Raw genomic sequence first — 17,930 nt, 5'->3', positions numbered from 1 at the left:
CACTCGCCCGGTGAACAGGCTCCAACATTGATGATGATACGATGACGAGAAAAATAACCTGGTTAACTGCTCTGGCCTTAGGCATCAGCACCCTGTCGCAGGCCGAAACCGCCACCGCGCCGACCGTGGCGGCCCAGCCGCCGATTGCCGCGGCGGCCGATACGGCGATCGCGCCACCGCCAACCGCCGCGCCGCAGGATCCGAATGCGCCGGTGCGCGACGTGTCGCTGCCGTTTGCGCAGATAGCGCCGCCACCGGGCATCTTTGTTCTGCGCGGCACCCGGCCGGACGGGCAGATCGAATTCGGCGTGCGCAGCGACGAGGTGGTCTCGCAGGCGATGCTCGATATGGAGTTTACGCCATCGCCGGCGCTGATCCCGGTGGAGTCGCACGTCAAGGTCTACCTGAACGACGAGCTGATGGGCGTGACCACGATCGCCAAGGAGCAACTGGGCAAGCCCAATCGCATCCAGATGGCGATCGATCCGCGCTATATCACCGATTTTAACCGCGTTCGGTTGGTGTTCGTCGGCCATTATCAAAATATCTGCGAAAACCCGGCCAGCACCTCGCTGTGGCTCGACGTCAGCAAGTCCAGCGCGCTGAAGCTGCGTTTCCAGACGCTGCCGGTGAAAAACGAGCTGTCGCACTTCCCTGAGCCGTTCTTCGACAGCCGCGATAATCGGCCGCTGACGCTGCCGATGGTGTTCGCCGGCCAGCCGGATCTCGCTCAGCAGCGTGCGGCGGGCATTCTGGCGTCCTGGTTCGGCAGCAAGGCGCAGTGGCGCGGGCAATCCTTCCCGACGCTGTACAACGCGCTGCCGACGCAGCACGCGGTGGTGTTCGCCACCAACTCGCAGCGCCCGGATTTCCTGCGCGATTATCCGGCGGTCAACGGCCCGACGGTGGAGATGATCAGCCACCCGGACAATCCGTACGTCAAACTGCTGTTGATTCAGGGGCGTGACGACAACGATTTGATCACCGCGGTGAAGGGCATCGCGCAGGGCAACATCCTGTTCCGCGGCCAGAACGTAACGGTGGACAAGGTGGAACAGCTGGCGCCGCGCCAGCCGTACGACGCGCCGAACTGGGTGCGCACCGATCGGCCGATGACCTTCGCCGAGCTGCAGCAGTACGCCGAGCAGCTGCAAACCAGCGGCATCGAGCCCGGCCCGATTTCGCTGACCATGAACCTGCCGCCGGACCTGTTCCTGATCCGCAGCACCGGCATCGACATGCACCTGAAATACCGTTACACCGCGCCGCGCATTCAGGACGGTTCGCGGCTGAGCGTCAGCCTGAACAACCAGTTCGTGCAGGCTTACTCGCTGGTGCCGGAGCACGAGCAGGGCGCGCAGCTGCTGCGCCTGCCGTTGACGCAGGGGCTGCTCGATTCCGACAAGAACGTCAATATCCCGGCGCTGCGGCTGGGGGCCACCAACCAGCTGCGCTTTGACTTCGATTACACCACGCTGCTGGCCAGCGGCGCGGAAGGGCGCTGTGAAACCTACTCCTTCACGCAAAACCACGCGGTGATCGACGGCGCGTCCACCATCGATTTCTCCGGCTACCGCCACTTTATGGCGATGCCGGATCTGCGCGCCTTCGCCAACGCCGGCTTCCCGTTCAGCCGCCTGGCGGATCTGTCGCAAACGCTGGTGTTGGTGAATCAGAAACCGCAGCCGGCGCAGGTCAGCGCGCTGCTGAACGCGCTGGGCGTGATCGGCGCGCAAACCGGCTACCCGGCGCTGGCCTTCACGCTGAGCGATGACTGGCCGCAGGCCAAGGATCGCGACGACGATATCCTGATGGTCGGCACCATTCCGCCGGAGCTGCGCGACGACAAGAAAATCAGCCTGCTGGTGGACGCGACCCAAAGCTGGGTGAAACAGCCGACGCGGCAGCCGCCGCTGCCCAGCGCGGAAGCGCTGGCGGAGGACACCCGGCCGGACAGCAAGACCGCCGTCAGCTCCGAGGGCGCGATGTCGGCGATCATTGGCGTGCAGTCGCCGTTCAACGACCAGCGCAGCATCGTGGCGCTGTTGGCGGACAGCCCGCGCGGCTATGAGCTGCTGAACAATGCCCTGCTGGACAGCGGCAAGCGCGCCGCGGTGTTCGGCTCGGTGGCGGTGATCCGCGAATCGGGGGTCAACAGCCTGCGCGTCGGCGATATTTACTATGTCGGCCACCTGCCGTGGTGGGAGCGGCTGTGGTATGCCCTCTCCACCCATCCGGTGCTGCTGGCGGTGATCGCGGTGGTGCTGGTGGTGATCCTGGGGCTGATGCTGTGGCGCGGCCTGAAGGCCTTCAGCCGGCGTCGTCTGGCGCCTGAAGATCGGGATTGACGGCGGTGAACGCCATGCTGCAACGCCTGTCGCTCGGCATGCTGCTGTTGTGCGCCTTCAGCGCCGCGGCGGCCTGCGAGTGGCCGGGTTGGCAACAGTACAAGCAGTTCTACATCAGCCCGCAGGGGCGGGTGATCGATCCGAGCAGCCCGAACAAAATCACCACCTCCGAGGGGCAGAGCTACGGCCTGTTCTTCGCCCTGGTGGCCAACGACCGGCCGACCTTCGATCTGCTGCTGGCCTGGACGGAGAACAATCTGGCGGCGGGCGATCTCAGCGCCCGTTTGCCCGCCTGGCTGTGGGGCGAGAGCGATGACAAACAGTGGAAGGTGCTGGACGCCAACTCGGCGTCGGACGCCGATCTGTGGATCGCCTACAACCTGCTCGAAGCCAGCCGCCTGTGGAAAAGCCGGCGCTATCAAACCCTGGGAACGCTGCTGCTGCAACGCATCGGCCGCGAGGAGGTGGCCGACATTCCCGGCCTGGGCCTGATGCTGCTGCCGGGCAAAGTCGGGTTCGTGACGGACGATCGCTGGCGGCTGAATCCCAGCTACCTGCCGCCGCAGCTGTTGGCGCGTTTTGCGGCGCTGAACGGCCCGTGGCGCGCGATGCGCCAGGTCAACCAGCGGCTGTGGCTGGACACCGCGCCGCACGGTTTCTCGCCGGACTGGGTGGTGTGGCGGGTCGGCGCCGGCTGGCAGCCGGATCCCGTCAAGCCGAACGTCGGCAGCTACGACGCCATTCGGGTTTATCTGTGGGCCGGCATGCTGGCGGACGACGATGAATACAAGGCGGCGCTGCTCGAACGTTTTCAGCCGATGGCGCAGCTCACCGCCAAACAGGGCGTGCCGCCGGAGAAAACCGATACCGCCAGCGGCAAAACCACCGGCGGCGGCCCGGTCGGCTTTTCCGCCTCGATGTTGCCGATGTTGGCGACGCAGGCTGAGGCGCTGGCGACACAGCGGCAACGCATCAGCGAACATCCGCCGGGGGACGACGCCTATTTCAGCGCCTCGCTGACGCTGTTCGGCCAGGGGTGGGATCAACAACGTTATCGCTTTAATCGTCAGGGTGAATTGCAACCCTCGTGGGACGGCCAATGCACAACTTCAAAATAAACTGGCTGAATTTGATTCCGCTGAGCCTGGCGATGCTGCCGCAGGCGCGCGCTGCGGAAGCCGTGGCCCCGGAGCAGTGGCTGCTGGAACAGGTGCGCATTGGCGAGGCCGGCAACAAGGACGATCTGGTGCGCCAGTCGCTGTACCGGCTAGAGTTGATGGATCCGAACAACCCGGACGTGATCGCCGCGCGCATGCGTTTGGCGCTGCGGCAGGGCAATATGGCGCTGGCGCAGCAGCAGTTGGACAAGCTGAAAACCCTCGCGCCGCAGTCCAGCGCCTATCGCCAGGCGCAAATGAACATGCTGCTGACGCAGCCGGAAACCCGGCAGAAGCTGCAGCAGGCGCGCCTGATGGCGACCGCCGGCCGGTTGCCGGAGGCCAAGGCGCAGTACGATGCGCTGTTCCACGGCGAGCCGCCGACGCTCGAGCTGGCAGTGGAGTACTGGCGGCTGGTGGCGCGTTTGCCGGGGCAGGAGGCGAAAGCGTTGAAGCAGCTGCAGGCGCTGGATCAGCAATATTCCGGCAACGTGGCGCTGCGCATGTCGCTGGCGCGCATGCTGTTCAGTCAGAACCAGGACGCGCAGGCCTATGAGCTGCTGCAGAAGATCGCCGCCGATCCGGCCGGGCGCGGCGATGCCGCCGATCTGTGGCTGGACAAGGTCAAAGCGATGCCGGTCAGCGCGCAAAGCGTGGCGGCGCTCAACCGTTTCCTCGGCGTGTTCGATACCGGCGATCAGGCGACCAGCGCCCGCGAAGAGCTGGCCAGACAGCAGAAACTGTTGGCCGATCCGGCGTATCAGGCGCGGGTGCGCGGCCTGGCGCAGGTGGATAAAGGCGGCAGCCGGGCGGCCATTCCGGCGTTGCAAAAGGCGCTGGCGGCGACGCCGAACGACGCCGAGGTGCTGGGCGCGCTCGGCCAGGCCTATTCGCGCGCCGGCAACCGCCCGCAGGCGTTGAAGCTGTTCCGCCAGGCGCTTGCCGCCGACACGAACGGCTACGACAGCGGCAAGTGGCAAAGCCTGATCAAGAGCACCAGTTACTGGCTGGCGATAGACGAAGGCGACAAGGCGCTGAAGGCCGGCAATCTTGCGCTGGCCAGGCAGAAATACCAGCAGGCGCGCCAGCTCGACGACCGCGACGGCGATGCGTTTATCGGCCTGGGCGATGTGGCGGTGGCGAGCAAGGATGACGCCGCGGCGGAAGGGTTTTATCAGCAGGCGCTGCGGCGCGATCCCGGTAACGGCAGCGCGCTGCGCGGCCTGGTGAATCTCTATCAACGCCAGTCGCCGGAAAAAGCGCTGGCCTACCTCAACGGCCTGCCGCACAGCCAACAGGCCAAGCTGCGCAGCACCCTCGACGGGCTGCGGCTCGATATGTTGAAGCAACAGGCGCAGACGCTGGCGGCGCAGCAGCAGTGGCAACAGGCGGCGGAAATCTATCGCCGCGCCCAGCAGATGGATCCCGACGACGTTTGGCTGACCTATCGCTATGCGCAGGCGCTGCGTCAGGCCGGGCAGCCGCAACAGGCGGACGCCTTATTCCGGCAGCTGGCGCAGCGTCAGCGCGCCAATCCGCAGTTGGCCTATGCCTATGCGCTCTACCTTTCCGGCAGCGATCGCGACGACCAGGCGCTGGCGCAGCTCAATACGCTGCCTGCGGCGCAGTGGAACGACAACATGCGCGAACTGGCGCAGCGGCTAAAAATGCAGGCGGTGATTGCACATGCCGAACGGCTGCGGGCGGCCGGCGACGAACCGGCGGCGGAAGCCTATCTGCGCCGGCAGCCGGCGGACACCCGCATCGATTTGCTGCTGGCCGACTGGGCGCTGGCGCGCGGGGAGTATGCGGCGGCGCTGGGCGACTATCAGCGGGTGAAACGGCGCGAACCGAACAACCCGGATGCGCAGCTGGGCGAGATCGAAGCTTATGTGGCGCAGGGGGATCTGGACGCGGCGCGCCAGCGGCTGAAAACCGAACCGCAGCCGCAAGACGCTTCGCTCAACAGCCAACGGCGGGTCGCCAACGCCTGGGGCGCGGTCGGCGATCCGCAGCAGGCCGAAGCTATCTTCGGTCGGCTGAAAACGGCGGCGGCCGCGGAGCCCGTGGGGCAGACCAAGGCGCTGATCTACCGCGACGCCGCCCGGCTGGAACGGGCGCAGCGGCAGCCGGAGCGGGCGCAGCAGGATTACCGGCAGGCGATGGTGGCCGGCGGCATCACGCCGACGTTGCCGCAGGACAATGACACCTACACCTCTCTGACGCGCAATAACCCGGGCGACGACTGGTTGAAACGCGGCATCCGTTCCGAGGCCGCGGATCTGTACCGGCAGCAAGACGTGAACGTCACGCTCGATCACGATTACTGGCGCTCGAGCGGCACCGGTGGTATTTCCGACTTCAATGCGCACGACACCATGCTGCAGGTGGACATGCCGCTGTATGACGGGCGCGCCTTCTTGCGCACCGACACCGTGCAGCTGGATGCCGGCCGCTTCTCGACCGACGGCAGCGGCAAATACTACGAGACCTTCGGCACCTGCAATACGCAAGGGTGCCGCGGCGGTGAACATCAGAAATCCACCGGCACCAGCGTGGCGGCCGGCTGGAAAAACGATCGTTGGGCCGCCGATATCGGCACGACGCCGATGGGCTTCGAGGTGGTCGACTGGACCGGCGGCCTGGCCTACAGCGGCGACTGGAACCACATCGGCTGGACGCTGGCGGCCTCGCGGCGGCCGATCTCCAGCTCGCTGCTGGCGTTCGGCGGCGCCAAGGATCCGAACACCGGCACCACCTGGGGCGGCGTGCGCGCTACCGGCGTCAGCCTGAGCGCCAGCTACGATCGCGGCGAGGCGAACGGCGTGTGGGCCGATCTCAGCGCGCACCAGATTACCGGCAAGAACGTGGCGGATAACCAGCGGCAGCGGTTGATGGCCGGCTACTACTACAAGCTGATCAACGAAGACAATCGCCGTCTGAGCGTCGGGCTCAATACCATGCTGTGGCACTACCAGAAGGATTTGAGCGGCTATTCGCTGGGGCAGGGCGGCTATTACAGCCCGCAGCAATATCTGTCGCTGTCGCTGCCGGTCAACTATCGCCAGCGCACCGAGAACTGGTCGTGGGAGCTGGGCGGTTCGGTTTCGCTGTCCCATTCGAAAACCGACAGCCAGCGCCGCTATCCGCTGCAGGGGCTGATCCCGGATTCGTTGCCCGATAAGTTCGCCGTCGAGGACGGCAGCTCCTCAAGCGGCGTCGGTTATACCCTGCGGGCGATCGTCGAACGCCGTCTCAGTTCGCACTGGACGCTCGGCGCCGGTATCGACATTCAACAGGCGAAGGACTATACGCCGAGCCACGCGTTGATTTATCTGCGCTATTCCCTGGCCGGCTGGCAGGGGGATCTCGATTTGCCGCCGCAGCCGCTGACGCCTTACGCCGACTTCAAGTAGCCGGGAGGGGAAAGATTCGGAGTGTCGGACACCGGGGAGTTTTGTTACCCTGTGTCCGGGTCGCGTTTGTTCGCTTTAGGAAAAGACTGAAACCCGCGATTTTCTTGGTTTTGCCTGCGGCATAGCCAGATAAAAACAGCCGATGATCGAGTATAATCAGCCCGGTTCGAGGGGGCGGGTGAGAGTCAGCCCCCTTTTTTTGTTTCAGCCCGATTTCACGGAGAGCAGGTTTGCGGGTCAGGCGTTCGTTAACGATTAAGCAGATGGCGACGGTGTCCGGCGTGGCGCTGGTCACGATCTGCATCTTTATCGTGATCCAGTTATTCCACTTTGTGCAGCAGCGCAGGGATGACTACGCCCAGCAACTGGAGAATATCGCGCACTCCGTGCGCCAGCCGCTGGCGGAAGCGGTGCTGCGCATGGACGTGCCGGAAGCCAAAAAGGTGCTGAACACGCTGTTGCCGGTCGGCATTCTCAGCCGGGCGGATATCGTCTTGCCGAACGAATTTCAGGCGCTGCACGCCAATTTCCCGCCGGAGCGGCCGGTGCCGACGCTGATCGCCCGGCTGTTTGAGCTGCCGATCCAAATTTCCGTGCCGCTCTATTCGCTGGAGCGGGTGCCGGCCAACCAGCAGCCGCTGGCCTATCTGGTGCTGCAGGCCGATTCGTTCCGCATGTACCAGTTTATCCGCAGCATTTTGTCGACCATGCTATCGACCTACCTGCTGTTGGCGCTGATCCTGTCGGTGGCCATCACCTGGTGCATGAACCGGTTGATGGTGCATCCGCTGCGCGCGATGGCCAAAGAGCTGGAAAACATCTCGCAGGACGAAGCGCCCTACCACCAGCTGATGCTGCCGACGCTGCACCAGGACGACGAGCTCGGCCTGCTGGTGCGCAACTACAACCGTAATCAACAGACGCTGGCCAAGGCGCATGCCGACATGAGCCGCCTGAGCACCCGCCATCCGGTGACCGAACTGCCGAATCCGGCATTGCTGAACGCGTTGCTGGAACAGCATATCGCCTCCAGCCTGCGCCCCGAGCGTTTTAACCTGCTGGTGATCGGCATCGAGACGCTGCATGAAGCCTCGGGCGTGATGAGCCCGGCGATGCGTGAAGCGCTGCTGTTGGCGCTGGCGAAGAAGCTGCGCGGCTGCATCGACGAAAACGGCGTGCTGGCGCAGCTGAGCAATACCGAATTCGCCATCCTGGCCAAGGGGACCGAGCGCCCGTTCCACGCCATGCAGCTGGCGCGATGCATCATGGCGGAGATCAACGCGCCCTTGACCCTGGAAGGTCTGGCGCTGCGGCCCAACGCCAGCATCGGCATCGCGCACTACCTCAATCAGGGGGAAAGTGCGGAACAGCTGCTGCGCAGCGCCACCTCGGCGATGATGTCCGCCCACCGTGAAGGAAAAAATCAGATCCTGTTCTTCGAGCCCAGCCTGACGGAGCGCACGCAGAAGCGGCTGACGCAGGAGAGCGAGATTTTGCACGGCATCGAGCAGCGGCATTTTACGCTGTTCCTGCAGCCGCAGATCGACATGCAGTCCAACGAGGTGATCGGCGCCGAAGCGCTGCTGCGTTGGCAGCAGTATGACGGCAGCTATACCCTGCCGGCCGACGTTATCCCGCTCGCGGAAGAGCTGGGCGTGATCGTGCCTCTCGGCAACTGGGTGCTAGAAGAGTCCTGCCGCATCCTGGCGGACTGGCAGCAACGCGGCATTGCGCTGCCGCTGGCGGTCAACGTTTCCGGTATACAGATGCAGCATGAGGCGTTCGTCCCGCATCTGAAAAACCTGCTGGCGCAGTATCGGATAGACCCGCGCAAGCTGCTGCTGGAGATCACCGAGACGGTGCGCATCGACGATCTCGACCGCGCGCTGGCGCTGCTGCGCGAGCTGCACGATCTGGGATTGTCGATCGCGCTGGACGACTTCGGCATGGGCTACTCCAGTCTGGAATACCTGAACCGCTTGAAATCCCTGCCGATCGATTTGATTAAAATCGACCGCAGCTTCATTCAGGGGCTGCCGGCCGACGATGCGATGGTGCGCATCGTTAGTGCGATCTCCGAAGTGCTGGCGTTGCCGGTGATGGCCGAAGGCGTGGAAAACGCCGAGCAGCGCAACTGCCTGCTGCAGCACGGCATTCGCAGCGGGCAAGGATTCCTGTTCGCCCGGCCGCTGCCGCGCGCAGCGTTCGAAGCCGAGTTTTGCCGCGCGGCGCCGTAAGCGCCGCGTTGCCTTTCCGGTACTTTTCCCCGTCCGAAAATCGCTATTTCTCTTCTACCTCTTTTGCGTTAGTGCAAACAAAGCATTACGCAATTTTCAGCTTTGCACCCCGACTGACGCGTTTCAGCTCTTAAATTCACATCAACTCCCAGGGGCGGGTGCAACAAATTATTTCCATGTTGTTAAGTGGGTGTTATTTTCCGCGCAAGCAATGAACAGGCTGGATTTTTAGACTGCTGCCTGGTGCGTGTCTTCCCCCCATAGGATGTTCATATGAAAACAACGATCTTTAAGAGCCTCTATTTTCAGGTGCTGACGGCGATCACGCTGGGTATCCTGCTTGGCCATTTCTACCCTGACCTCGGCGCCGAGATGAAACCTCTGGGCGATGGCTTCGTCAAACTGATCAAGATGATTATCGCCCCGGTGATCTTCTGCACCGTGGTGACCGGCATCGCCGGCATGGAAAGCATGAAAGCGGTGGGCCGCACCGGCGCCATCGCGCTGTTGTATTTTGAAATCGTCAGCACCATCGCGCTGATTATCGGCCTGGTGATCGTCAACCTGGTGCAACCGGGCGCCGGCATGAACGTCGATCCCGGCACGCTGGACGCCAAGGCGGTGGCAGTCTACGCCGAACAGGCGCAGCAGCAGGGCATCATTCCGTTCCTGCTGGACATCATCCCCGGCAGCGTGATCGGCGCGTTCGCCAGCGGCAACATTCTGCAGGTGCTGCTGTTCGCGGTGCTGTTCGGGTTCGCCCTGCATCGCTTGGGTGAAAAGGGGCAGCTGATCTTCAACGTGATCGACAGCTTCTCGCGGGTGATTTTCGGCATCATCAACATGATCATGCGCCTGGCGCCGCTGGGGGCCTTCGGCGCCATGGCGTTTACCATCGGTAAATACGGCGTTGGCACCCTGGTGCAACTCGGCCAGCTGATCGTGTGCTTCTATATCACCTGTATCCTGTTCGTGGTGGTGGTGCTGGGCAGCATCGCCCGCGCCAACGGCTTCAGCATCTTCAAATTCGTCAACTACATCAAAGAAGAGCTGCTGATCGTGCTGGGGACCTCGTCGTCCGAGTCCGCGCTGCCGCGCATGCTGGATAAAATGGAGAGGCTGGGCTGCAAGAAATCGGTGGTGGGCCTGGTGATCCCGACCGGGTACTCCTTCAATCTGGACGGCACCTCTATTTATCTGACTATGGCCGCGGTGTTTATCGCGCAGGCGACCAACACCCACATGGACATCATGCATCAGATTACCCTGCTGGTGGTGTTGCTGCTCTCCTCCAAAGGGGCGGCGGGCGTGACCGGCAGCGGCTTTATCGTGTTGGCCGCCACCATCTCCGCCGTCGGCCACCTGCCGTTGGCCGGCCTGGCGCTGATCCTCGGCATCGACCGCTTCATGTCGGAAGCCCGCGCGCTGACCAACCTGGTGGGCAACGGGGTGGCGACCGTGGTCGTGGCGAAGTGGTGCGGCCAACTGGATGAGAAACAGCTGAAAGCCACGCTGAACAACAAAAACGCCTGCGCGGACAAAACGCTGCCTTCCGCCTGATATTGACGGCGAATCACCGGCCGCAGCCGCGGCCGGTGAGGTTTTCCCCCTGCCTCGTAACGATTTCTTGCATTAAAAACCCCGCTATCTATTATTTTTCACTCTAATGAGTGACATCCGCAAAGGCGCGCGGTCTAACACGATGGTACACTTTCTGCTTTCCGCCCCACTGTGAAACTCAGGGCGTATTTTTATGATTCCATTGAATGGAATACACGCATTTGCATAAGAAATTGGATAGTCATTAAGTAGGGGTTCACATGCAGGGCACCAGAATTCATCTTATAGTTGGTGGGCTGCTATTGGCTGCAGCCAGTAGCAGCGTGCAGGCTGAAGCACTACAACCCGATCCTGCCTGGCAGCAGGGGGCGCTGGCCAACGGGTTTTCATGGCAAATTCTCGATACGCCGCAGCGGCCAAGCGACCGCGTGGAACTGCGGCTGATCGTCAATACCGGCTCTCTGGTGGAGTCTTCGCAACAGACCGGCTTCGCCCAGCTGTTGCCGCGGCTGGCGTTGACGCGCAGTGAAAGCTTTACCGCGCCGCAGCTGCGCGCCCTGTGGCAGCAGAGCGTGGATAACGAGCGGCCGCTGCCGCCGGCTATCATCTCGTATGATTTCACCATGTATAATCTCAGCCTGCCGAATAACCGGCCCGACCTGCTGAAAGAAGCGCTGGCCTGGCTGGCGGACACCACCGGCAAACTGGCGATCGACGAGCATACGGTGCACGCGGTGATGAACTCCACCATCAATCCGGTCGGCACTTTCCCGCCCAATACCCAAGACGTCTGGTGGCGTTACCGCCTGAAAGGCTCGACGCTGCTGGCGCACGATCCGGCGCAGCCGGCGAAACGGCCGGTCAACCTCGAACAGCTGAAGAAATTCTATCAACAGTGGTATACCCCGGATGCCATGACGCTGTTCGTTGTCGGCAAGGTCGACAGCCGCAGCCTGGGCGAGCAGATCAACAAGGCGTTCTCGCCGCTGCAGGGCAAACGTGAAACCCCGGCCCCGATGCCGACTCTGACGCCGCTGCCGCAACAGCCGGTGAGCCTGATCAGCGAGCAGGTGAAACAGGATACGCTGTCGATCATGTGGGATTCGCCGTGGCATCCGATTCGCGATTCGCAGAGCCTGCTGCGTTACTGGCGTGGCGATCTCGCCCGCGAGGCGCTGTTCTGGCATCTTCAGCAGACGCTGGAAAAAAGCGACCAGAAGAGCCTGCATCTGGGCTTTGACTGCCGCGTGCAGTACCAGCGCGGGCAGTGCGCCATCCATCTGGATACGCCGAACAACAACCTGAACGGCAGCCTGGGCTTTATCGCCCGCGAGCTGGCCAACGTGCGTGACAACGGCCTGTCGAAAGAAGAATTCGATGCGCTGCTGGCGCAGAAAAACGATCAGCTGAGCAAGCTGTTCGCGACCTACGCCCGCACCGACACCGATGTGCTGATGAGCCAGCGCCTGCGTTCGCAGCAGAGCGGGGTGGTGGATATCGCGCCGGAACTGTATCAGAAGCTGCGCCAGGAGTTCCTGTCCAGCCTGACGCTGGAGACGCTGAATCAGGCGCTGAAGCTGCAGCTTTCTCAGGAGGCGACGCTGGTGCTGATGCAGCCGAAGGGCGAGCCGGAAATGAGCATGAAGCAGCTGCAGGAAACCTATGACGGCATCATGATGCCTGCGCCGGCAGTGGTGACGGAGGAAGCCAAACCGGCCGACGCCGCGGTGGCTGCACCGGCGACGGACGCCGGCGCGCAGTAATGCCCAGCAGGGGGCTCAGGCCCCCTCAGTTGCGGTACAGCACCTTGATGATGTGGTAACCGAACTGGGTTTTGACCGGGCCGTAAGGTTTGAGCAGCGGAATGCTGAACACCGCTTTATCGAACGCCGGCACCATCGCGCCCTTGTTGAATTCGCCCAGCGAGCCGCCGTTGCGTTTTGACGGGCAGCTCGAGTATTTGCGCGCCAGCGTGTCGAAGCTGACGCCGCGCTTCAGCTTGGCCAGCAGCTCGTTGGCCAGCTTTTCATTGTCTACCAGAATGTGCAGGGCGCACGCCGTTTTTGCCATGGTATTGCCTTTGTCGATGCGAAAATTGCGCTGATTATACCCGCTAAATCTCATCGGCGCTTTCTGCTACAATTCCCTTCCACGTTTTACAGCCGAGCAAGCCAGCACCATGCGATTAAACCCCAGCCAACAACAAGCCGTCGAATTCGTTACCGGGCCCTGCCTGGTGTTGGCCGGTGCCGGTTCCGGCAAGACGCGCGTTATCACCAACAAGATAGCCCACCTGATCCACCATTGCGGCTATCAGGCGCGGCACATCGCCGCCGTGACCTTTACCAACAAGGCTGCGCGCGAGATGAAAGAGCGCGTGTCGCAAACTCTGGGGCGCAAAGAGGCGCGCGGGCTGATGATTTCCACTTTCCATACCCTGGGGCTGGAGATCATCAAGCGGGAATACGTGGCGTTGGGGATGAAGTCCAACTTCTCGCTGTTCGACGATCAGGATCAGCTGGCGCTGTTGAAAGAGCTGACCGAAAAGTGGCTGGAAAGCGATAAAACGCTGGTGGCGCAGCTGATTTCGACCATCTCCAACTGGAAAAACGACCTGATCGATCCCCAGCGGGCGGCGGCGCTGGCGCGCTCGGAGCGCGACAAGCTGTTCGCCCACTGCTACGGCCTGTACCACGCCCATATGCGGGCGTGCAATGTGCTGGACTTCGACGACCTGATCCTGTTGCCGACGCTGCTGCTGCAACGCAACGAAGAGGTGCGCGAACGCTGGCAGCAGCGCATCCGCTACCTGCTGGTGGATGAGTACCAGGATACCAACACCAGCCAGTACGAGCTGGTTAAGCTGCTGGTGGGCAACCGCGCGCGCTTTACCGTGGTGGGTGACGACGACCAGTCGATCTACTCCTGGCGCGGCGCGCGGCCGCAGAACCTGGTGCTGCTGAAGGAAGATTTCCCGGCGCTGCAGGTGATCAAGTTGGAGCAAAACTACCGTTCCAGCGAGCGCATTCTGAAGGCGGCCAACATTCTGATCGCCAATAACCCGCACGTGTTTGAAAAACGGCTGTTTTCCGAGCTGGGGTATGGCGAAGAGCTGAAGGTGGTGACCGCCAACAACGAGGATCACGAAGCCGAGCGGGTGGTGGGGGAGTTGATCGCCCACCACTTCGTGAAAAAGACCAACTACGGCGACTATGCGATCCTGTACCGCGGCAACCACCAGTCGCGGGTGTTTGAAAAGATGCTGATGCAGAACCGCATCCCGTACAAGATTTCCGGCGGCACCTCATTCTTCTCGCGCCCAGAGATCAAGGATCTGCTGGCCTACCTGCGCGTGCTGACCAACCCGGAAGACGACAGCGCCTTCCTGCGCATCGTCAATACCCCCAAGCGCGAGATCGGCCCGGCGACGCTGCAGAAGCTCGGCGAATGGGCCAACCAGCGCAACAAGAGTTTATTCCACGCCAGTTTCGATCTGGGGCTGAGCCAGCACTTGACCGGACGCGGGCTGGAATCGTTGCAGCGTTTCACCCACTGGCTGGGCGGCATCGCCCAGCAGGCGGAACGTGAGCCGGTGGCGGCGGTGCGCGATCTGATCCGCGGCGTGGATTATGAGAGCTGGCTGTTTGAAACCTCGACCAGCCCGAAGGCCGCCGAAATGCGAATGAAGAACGTCAATACGCTGTTCGGCTGGATGACGGAGATGCTGGAAGGCAGCGATCTGGACGAGCCGATGACGCTGACCCAGGTGGTGACGCGCTTCACCCTGCGCGACATGATGGAACGCGGTGAAAGCGAAGAAGAGCTGGATCAGGTACAGCTGATGACGCTGCACGCCTCCAAGGGGCTGGAGTTCCCTTATGTGTTCCTGGTGGGCATGGAAGAGGGCCTGCTGCCGCACCAGAGCAGCATCGATGAAGACAATGTCGATGAAGAGCGGCGTCTGGCCTATGTGGGGATCACCCGCGCGCAAAAAGAGCTGATCTTCACCCTGTGCCGCGAGCGCCGTCAGTACGGCGAGCTGGTGCGGCCGGAGCCGAGCCGCTTCCTGCTGGAGCTGCCGCAGGACGATTTGGCATGGGAAACCGAGCGCAAAGTGGTGAGCCCGCAGGAGCGGATGCAGAAAGGGCAGAGCCATCTGGCCAATATCCGCGCCCAGCTGGCCAAGGCCAAAGGCGGGAATTAAAAAGACAGGGCTAGATGACTGACAAAGGAGGAAAAAGCGTGGTTTTTCCTCCTTTGTGGTTATCAGTCGAAAATCAATGAATTGATTTTCCTTATTTTTTATATGCTGTCTTCTGTAAACCTGGCAATGTCATCAGGTTTGCCATTAACCTCAGGCGTGAATCGCGCCCTGGTCATTTCAACGCTGTTCCTCCAACCGCAGCGTCCAGTGGACGTAGCTCTGCCAGTGGCTTTCCTGCTCCAGCGCCTCGGCGCGCAGCGGATGCTGTTCCAGCCAACCCGGCGGCAAGATCACCGTCAGTTCATCGTCCTGATTGGCGCGCAACCGCACCGCCGGCAGCGTGTCATCGCGGCGGCGGCTGGCGAAGATGATCGCCAGGCGCAAAATGCGGCACAGACGCTGCGCAGTGCGCGGCGGCAGGGCGTTTTGCTGGTTCAACAGCGACAGGTCGAGGGGGTTGCTCTGGTTTTGCAGCAGGGTGGCCAGCAGTTTTTTCTGCGCCGGGGTAAAGCCGGGTAAGTCCAGGTGGCGGATCAGGTAGGCGGCGTGTTGCGGCGCCTGCTTGAAATCGACGCTGAGGCCGAGTTCGTGGATCAGACTGGCGCTGTGCAACAGCTCGCGACATCGCGCATCCAACTGCCACTCGTTGGCGACCTGCTGCGAGAAGTTGGCGGCGAGTTGGCTGACGCGTTCGGCCTGCTCGGTGTCGATCAGGTAGCGGCGCTGCAGGTTGCGGATGGTGCGGATGCGAATATCCTGCTCCACCGGCAGATGCAGCATGCCGTAAACCAGGCCTTCACGCAGCGCCCCGCCGGCAAGCATCATGCTCTCGATGCCCAGTTCCTGGAAGATGGCCAATAGAATGGACAGGCCGCTCGGGAACACCAGCGCGCGCTCCAGCGTCAACCCTTCGATCTCCAGCTCTTCCAGCTTGCCGCACTGAATGGCGCGCTGTTTCAGCTGGCGCAGCTTGGGCAGGGTGATGCGCTCATCCATGCCTTGCGCCACCATGATCTCCTGCAGCGCCTGTACGGTGCCGGAAGCGCCGACGCAGATCTGCCAACCTTGCTGGCGCAGCTGCGGTGCGATCGGCCGCACCATTTCGCGCGCGGCCTGTTCGGCGCGCTCGAAGTTTTCTTGCCCGAGGTTGCGATCGCTGAAGTAGCGCTCCAGCCAGGTGACGCAGCCCATCGACAGGCTATACAGCTGCGATGCCTGTGCGCCGGTGCCGGTGACCAGTTCGGTGCTGCCGCCGCCGATGTCGACGACCAGCCGCCGATCCGGCCCGCCGGTGGTGTGCGCGACGCCATGATAAATCAGCCGTGCTTCTTCTTCGCCGCTGATCACCTGTACCGGGCAGCCGAGGATTTGCTCGGCGGCCTGCAGGAACTCATCGGCGTTGGACGCCAGGCGCAGCGTGGCGGTGGCGACGACGCGGATCTGCTCGCGCGGAATGTCCTGCAGGCGTTCGGAGAACAGCCGCAGGCACTGCCAGCCGCGTTGCATGGCCTCATGCGACAGGTGATTGTTCTGATCCAGCCCGGCCGCCAGGCGCACCTTGCGCTTGATCCGCGCCAGGGTCTGAATGCTGCCGGCCACCTCGCGCACCACCAACATGTGGAAGCTGTTGGAGCCGAGATCGATGGCAGCATAAAGCGTGCTGGAGCTGAGCATGGCGATCAGCTCGAGCGTTTACGGTTGTTGCGCGGCGCGCCGCCGCGACGAGGCGCGGAGTTGCGACGTGGGCCGTTGCCGCCGCGCGGGCGCGACAGGCGTTTCGGCGCCGGCAGATCGGTCAGCAGCGCATCGCTATTGTACTTGCTTACCGGAATGCTGTGGTCGATATAGGTCTCGATCGCCGGCAGGTTGAGCGCGTACTCTTCACACGCCAGGCTGATGGAGTGGCCGCTGGCGCCTGCGCGGCCGGTACGGCCGATGCGGTGCACGTAGTCTTCGCAATCGTCAGGCAGATCGTAGTTGAATACGTGGGTGACGGCAGGAATGTGCAGACCGCGCGCGGCGACGTCGGTGGCGACCAGGATGTCGAGGTTGCCTTTAGTGAAGTCGTCAAGGATGCGCAGGCGTTTTTTCTGCGCCACGTCACCGGTCAGCAGGCCCACGCGGTGACCGTCGGCGGCCAGATGGCCCCAGATGTCTTCGCAGCGGTGCTTGGTGTTGGCGAAGATGATGGCGCGATCCGGCCACTCTTCTTCGATCAGCGTCTGCAGCAGACGCATTTTTTCTTCGTTGGACGGGTAGAACAGCTCTTCTTTAATGCGGTGGCCGGTTTTCTGTTCCGGTTCCACTTCAACATATTCGGCGTTGTTCATCTGCTCGAAGGCCAGCTCGCGTACGCGATAGGACAGGGTGGCGGAGAACAGCATGTTCAGGCGTTGATCGGCCGCAGGCATGCGGCGGAACAGCCAACGGATGTCTTTGATAAAGCCGAGATCGTACATGCGATCGGCTTCATCCAGCACGACAACCTGCATCGCGCCGAGATCGACATAGTTTTGCTTGGTGTAATCGATTAAACGGCCGGTGGTGCCAATCAGAATGTCCACGCCGCTTTCCAGCACTTTCAGCTGTTTGTCGTAGCCGTCGCCGCCGTAGGCCAGGCCCAGTTTCAGGCCGGTGCTCTGGGAGAGCGCTTCTGCGTCGGAGTGGATTTGCACCGCCAGTTCACGCGTAGGCGCCATGATCAAGGCGCGCGGCTGATTGGTCTGGCGATCCTGTTTCGCCGGGTGAGTCAGCAAATAGTGAAAAGTAGACGCCAAAAACGCCAGCGTCTTTCCGGTACCGGTTTGCGCCTGACCTGCAACGTCACGCCCGGAGAGCGTGAGCGGCAATGCTAACGCCTGGATGGGCGTGCAATTGTGAAACCCTTTTTTCTCAAGGGCTTCAAGGACTAACGGGTGCAGGGCGAAGTCGGAAAACTTCTGTTCAGTCAAGTGTGTTTTGCTCATAGTGTGGTAGAATATCAGCTAACTATTGCTTTACGAAAGCAC

The 17,930-nt window shown here is 62.3% G+C and carries 10 protein-coding genes; 7 read left to right on the top strand and 3 right to left on the bottom strand.

Annotated elements, in window-relative coordinates; genetic code table 11:
* Positions 1 to 41 precede the first annotated feature (41 nt).
* From bcsB to ACJ8HH_RS18325, 6 genes are all read left to right on the top strand, one after another.
* Entirely contained in the window at positions 42 to 2,348 is a 2,307-nt protein-coding gene (bcsB, locus tag ACJ8HH_RS18350; RefSeq protein ID WP_197766300.1) for a cellulose biosynthesis cyclic di-GMP-binding regulatory protein BcsB, read from the top strand.
* A gap of 5 nt (positions 2,349 to 2,353) precedes the next feature.
* Positions 2,354 to 3,466, top strand: a complete 1,113-nt coding sequence (gene bcsZ, locus ACJ8HH_RS18345; RefSeq protein ID WP_442520243.1) for a cellulose synthase complex periplasmic endoglucanase BcsZ — start codon at positions 2,354 to 2,356, stop codon at positions 3,464 to 3,466.
* On the top strand, positions 3,448 to 6,921 hold the full coding sequence (bcsC, locus tag ACJ8HH_RS18340) for a cellulose synthase complex outer membrane protein BcsC (protein ID WP_060431212.1): 3,474 nt from the start codon (positions 3,448 to 3,450) through the stop codon (positions 6,919 to 6,921). The genes bcsZ and bcsC overlap by 19 nt, the downstream gene beginning before the upstream one ends.
* Positions 6,922 to 7,151: 230 nt before the next feature.
* Positions 7,152 to 9,158, top strand: a complete 2,007-nt coding sequence (gene hmsP, locus ACJ8HH_RS18335) for a biofilm formation regulator HmsP (protein ID WP_060438274.1) — start codon at positions 7,152 to 7,154, stop codon at positions 9,156 to 9,158.
* Between the two features lie 273 nt (positions 9,159 to 9,431).
* The gene (locus ACJ8HH_RS18330) at positions 9,432 to 10,718 is read left to right on the top strand and encodes a dicarboxylate/amino acid:cation symporter (RefSeq protein WP_060451991.1); all 1,287 of its coding nucleotides are present in this window, start codon (positions 9,432 to 9,434) and stop codon (positions 10,716 to 10,718) included.
* A gap of 260 nt (positions 10,719 to 10,978) precedes the next feature.
* Positions 10,979 to 12,481 (top strand): M16 family metallopeptidase, encoded by a 1,503-nt coding sequence (locus tag ACJ8HH_RS18325; RefSeq protein WP_033636624.1) that lies wholly within the window; start codon positions 10,979 to 10,981, stop codon positions 12,479 to 12,481.
* Between the two features lie 25 nt (positions 12,482 to 12,506).
* Here ACJ8HH_RS18325 and ppiC read toward each other — a convergent pair whose 3' ends face one another.
* The gene (gene ppiC, locus ACJ8HH_RS18320) at positions 12,507 to 12,788 is read right to left on the bottom strand and encodes a peptidylprolyl isomerase PpiC (protein ID WP_004934175.1); all 282 of its coding nucleotides are present in this window, start codon (positions 12,786 to 12,788) and stop codon (positions 12,507 to 12,509) included.
* A 109-nt stretch (positions 12,789 to 12,897) separates the two neighbouring features.
* Between ppiC and rep the strand changes: the two genes are divergently transcribed.
* Complete coding sequence (gene rep, locus ACJ8HH_RS18315) at positions 12,898 to 14,922, top strand: DNA helicase Rep (protein ID WP_033654001.1); 2,025 nt, start codon at positions 12,898 to 12,900, stop codon at positions 14,920 to 14,922.
* 177 nt (positions 14,923 to 15,099) lie between these two features.
* Here rep and ppx read toward each other — a convergent pair whose 3' ends face one another.
* On the bottom strand, positions 15,100 to 16,596 hold the full coding sequence (gene ppx / locus ACJ8HH_RS18310) for an exopolyphosphatase (protein WP_033636627.1): 1,497 nt from the start codon (positions 16,594 to 16,596) through the stop codon (positions 15,100 to 15,102).
* Positions 16,597 to 16,601: 5 nt separating this feature from the next.
* Positions 16,602 to 17,888 carry an ATP-dependent RNA helicase RhlB gene (gene rhlB / locus ACJ8HH_RS18305; protein ID WP_004934183.1) on the bottom strand — a complete coding sequence of 429 codons (1,287 nt, stop codon included), beginning with the start codon at positions 17,886 to 17,888 and terminating at the stop codon, positions 16,602 to 16,604.
* Between the last annotated feature and the right edge of the window lie 42 nt (positions 17,889 to 17,930).

This window comes from Serratia sp. CY32780 (assembly GCF_052169135.1).
GTDB classification, from domain to species: Bacteria; Pseudomonadota; Gammaproteobacteria; order Enterobacterales; family Enterobacteriaceae; genus Serratia; species Serratia sarumanii.
This window is presented reverse-complemented; position numbering and strand designations above follow the sequence as displayed.

Coding starts and splice junctions, on each gene's coding strand:
- bcsB (WP_197766300.1), top strand. CDS start 42: ATGACGAGAAAAATAACCTGGTTAACTGCTCTGGCCTTAGGCATCAGC.
- bcsC (WP_060431212.1), top strand. CDS start 3,448: ATGCACAACTTCAAAATAAACTGGCTGAATTTGATTCCGCTGAGCCTG.
- ACJ8HH_RS18330 (WP_060451991.1), top strand. CDS start 9,432: ATGAAAACAACGATCTTTAAGAGCCTCTATTTTCAGGTGCTGACGGCG.
- ACJ8HH_RS18325 (WP_033636624.1), top strand. CDS start 10,979: ATGCAGGGCACCAGAATTCATCTTATAGTTGGTGGGCTGCTATTGGCT.
- ppiC (WP_004934175.1), bottom strand. CDS start 12,788: ATGGCAAAAACGGCGTGCGCCCTGCACATTCTGGTAGACAATGAAAAG.
- rep (WP_033654001.1), top strand. CDS start 12,898: ATGCGATTAAACCCCAGCCAACAACAAGCCGTCGAATTCGTTACCGGG.
- ppx (WP_033636627.1), bottom strand. CDS start 16,596: ATGCTCAGCTCCAGCACGCTTTATGCTGCCATCGATCTCGGCTCCAAC.
- rhlB (WP_004934183.1), bottom strand. CDS start 17,888: ATGAGCAAAACACACTTGACTGAACAGAAGTTTTCCGACTTCGCCCTG.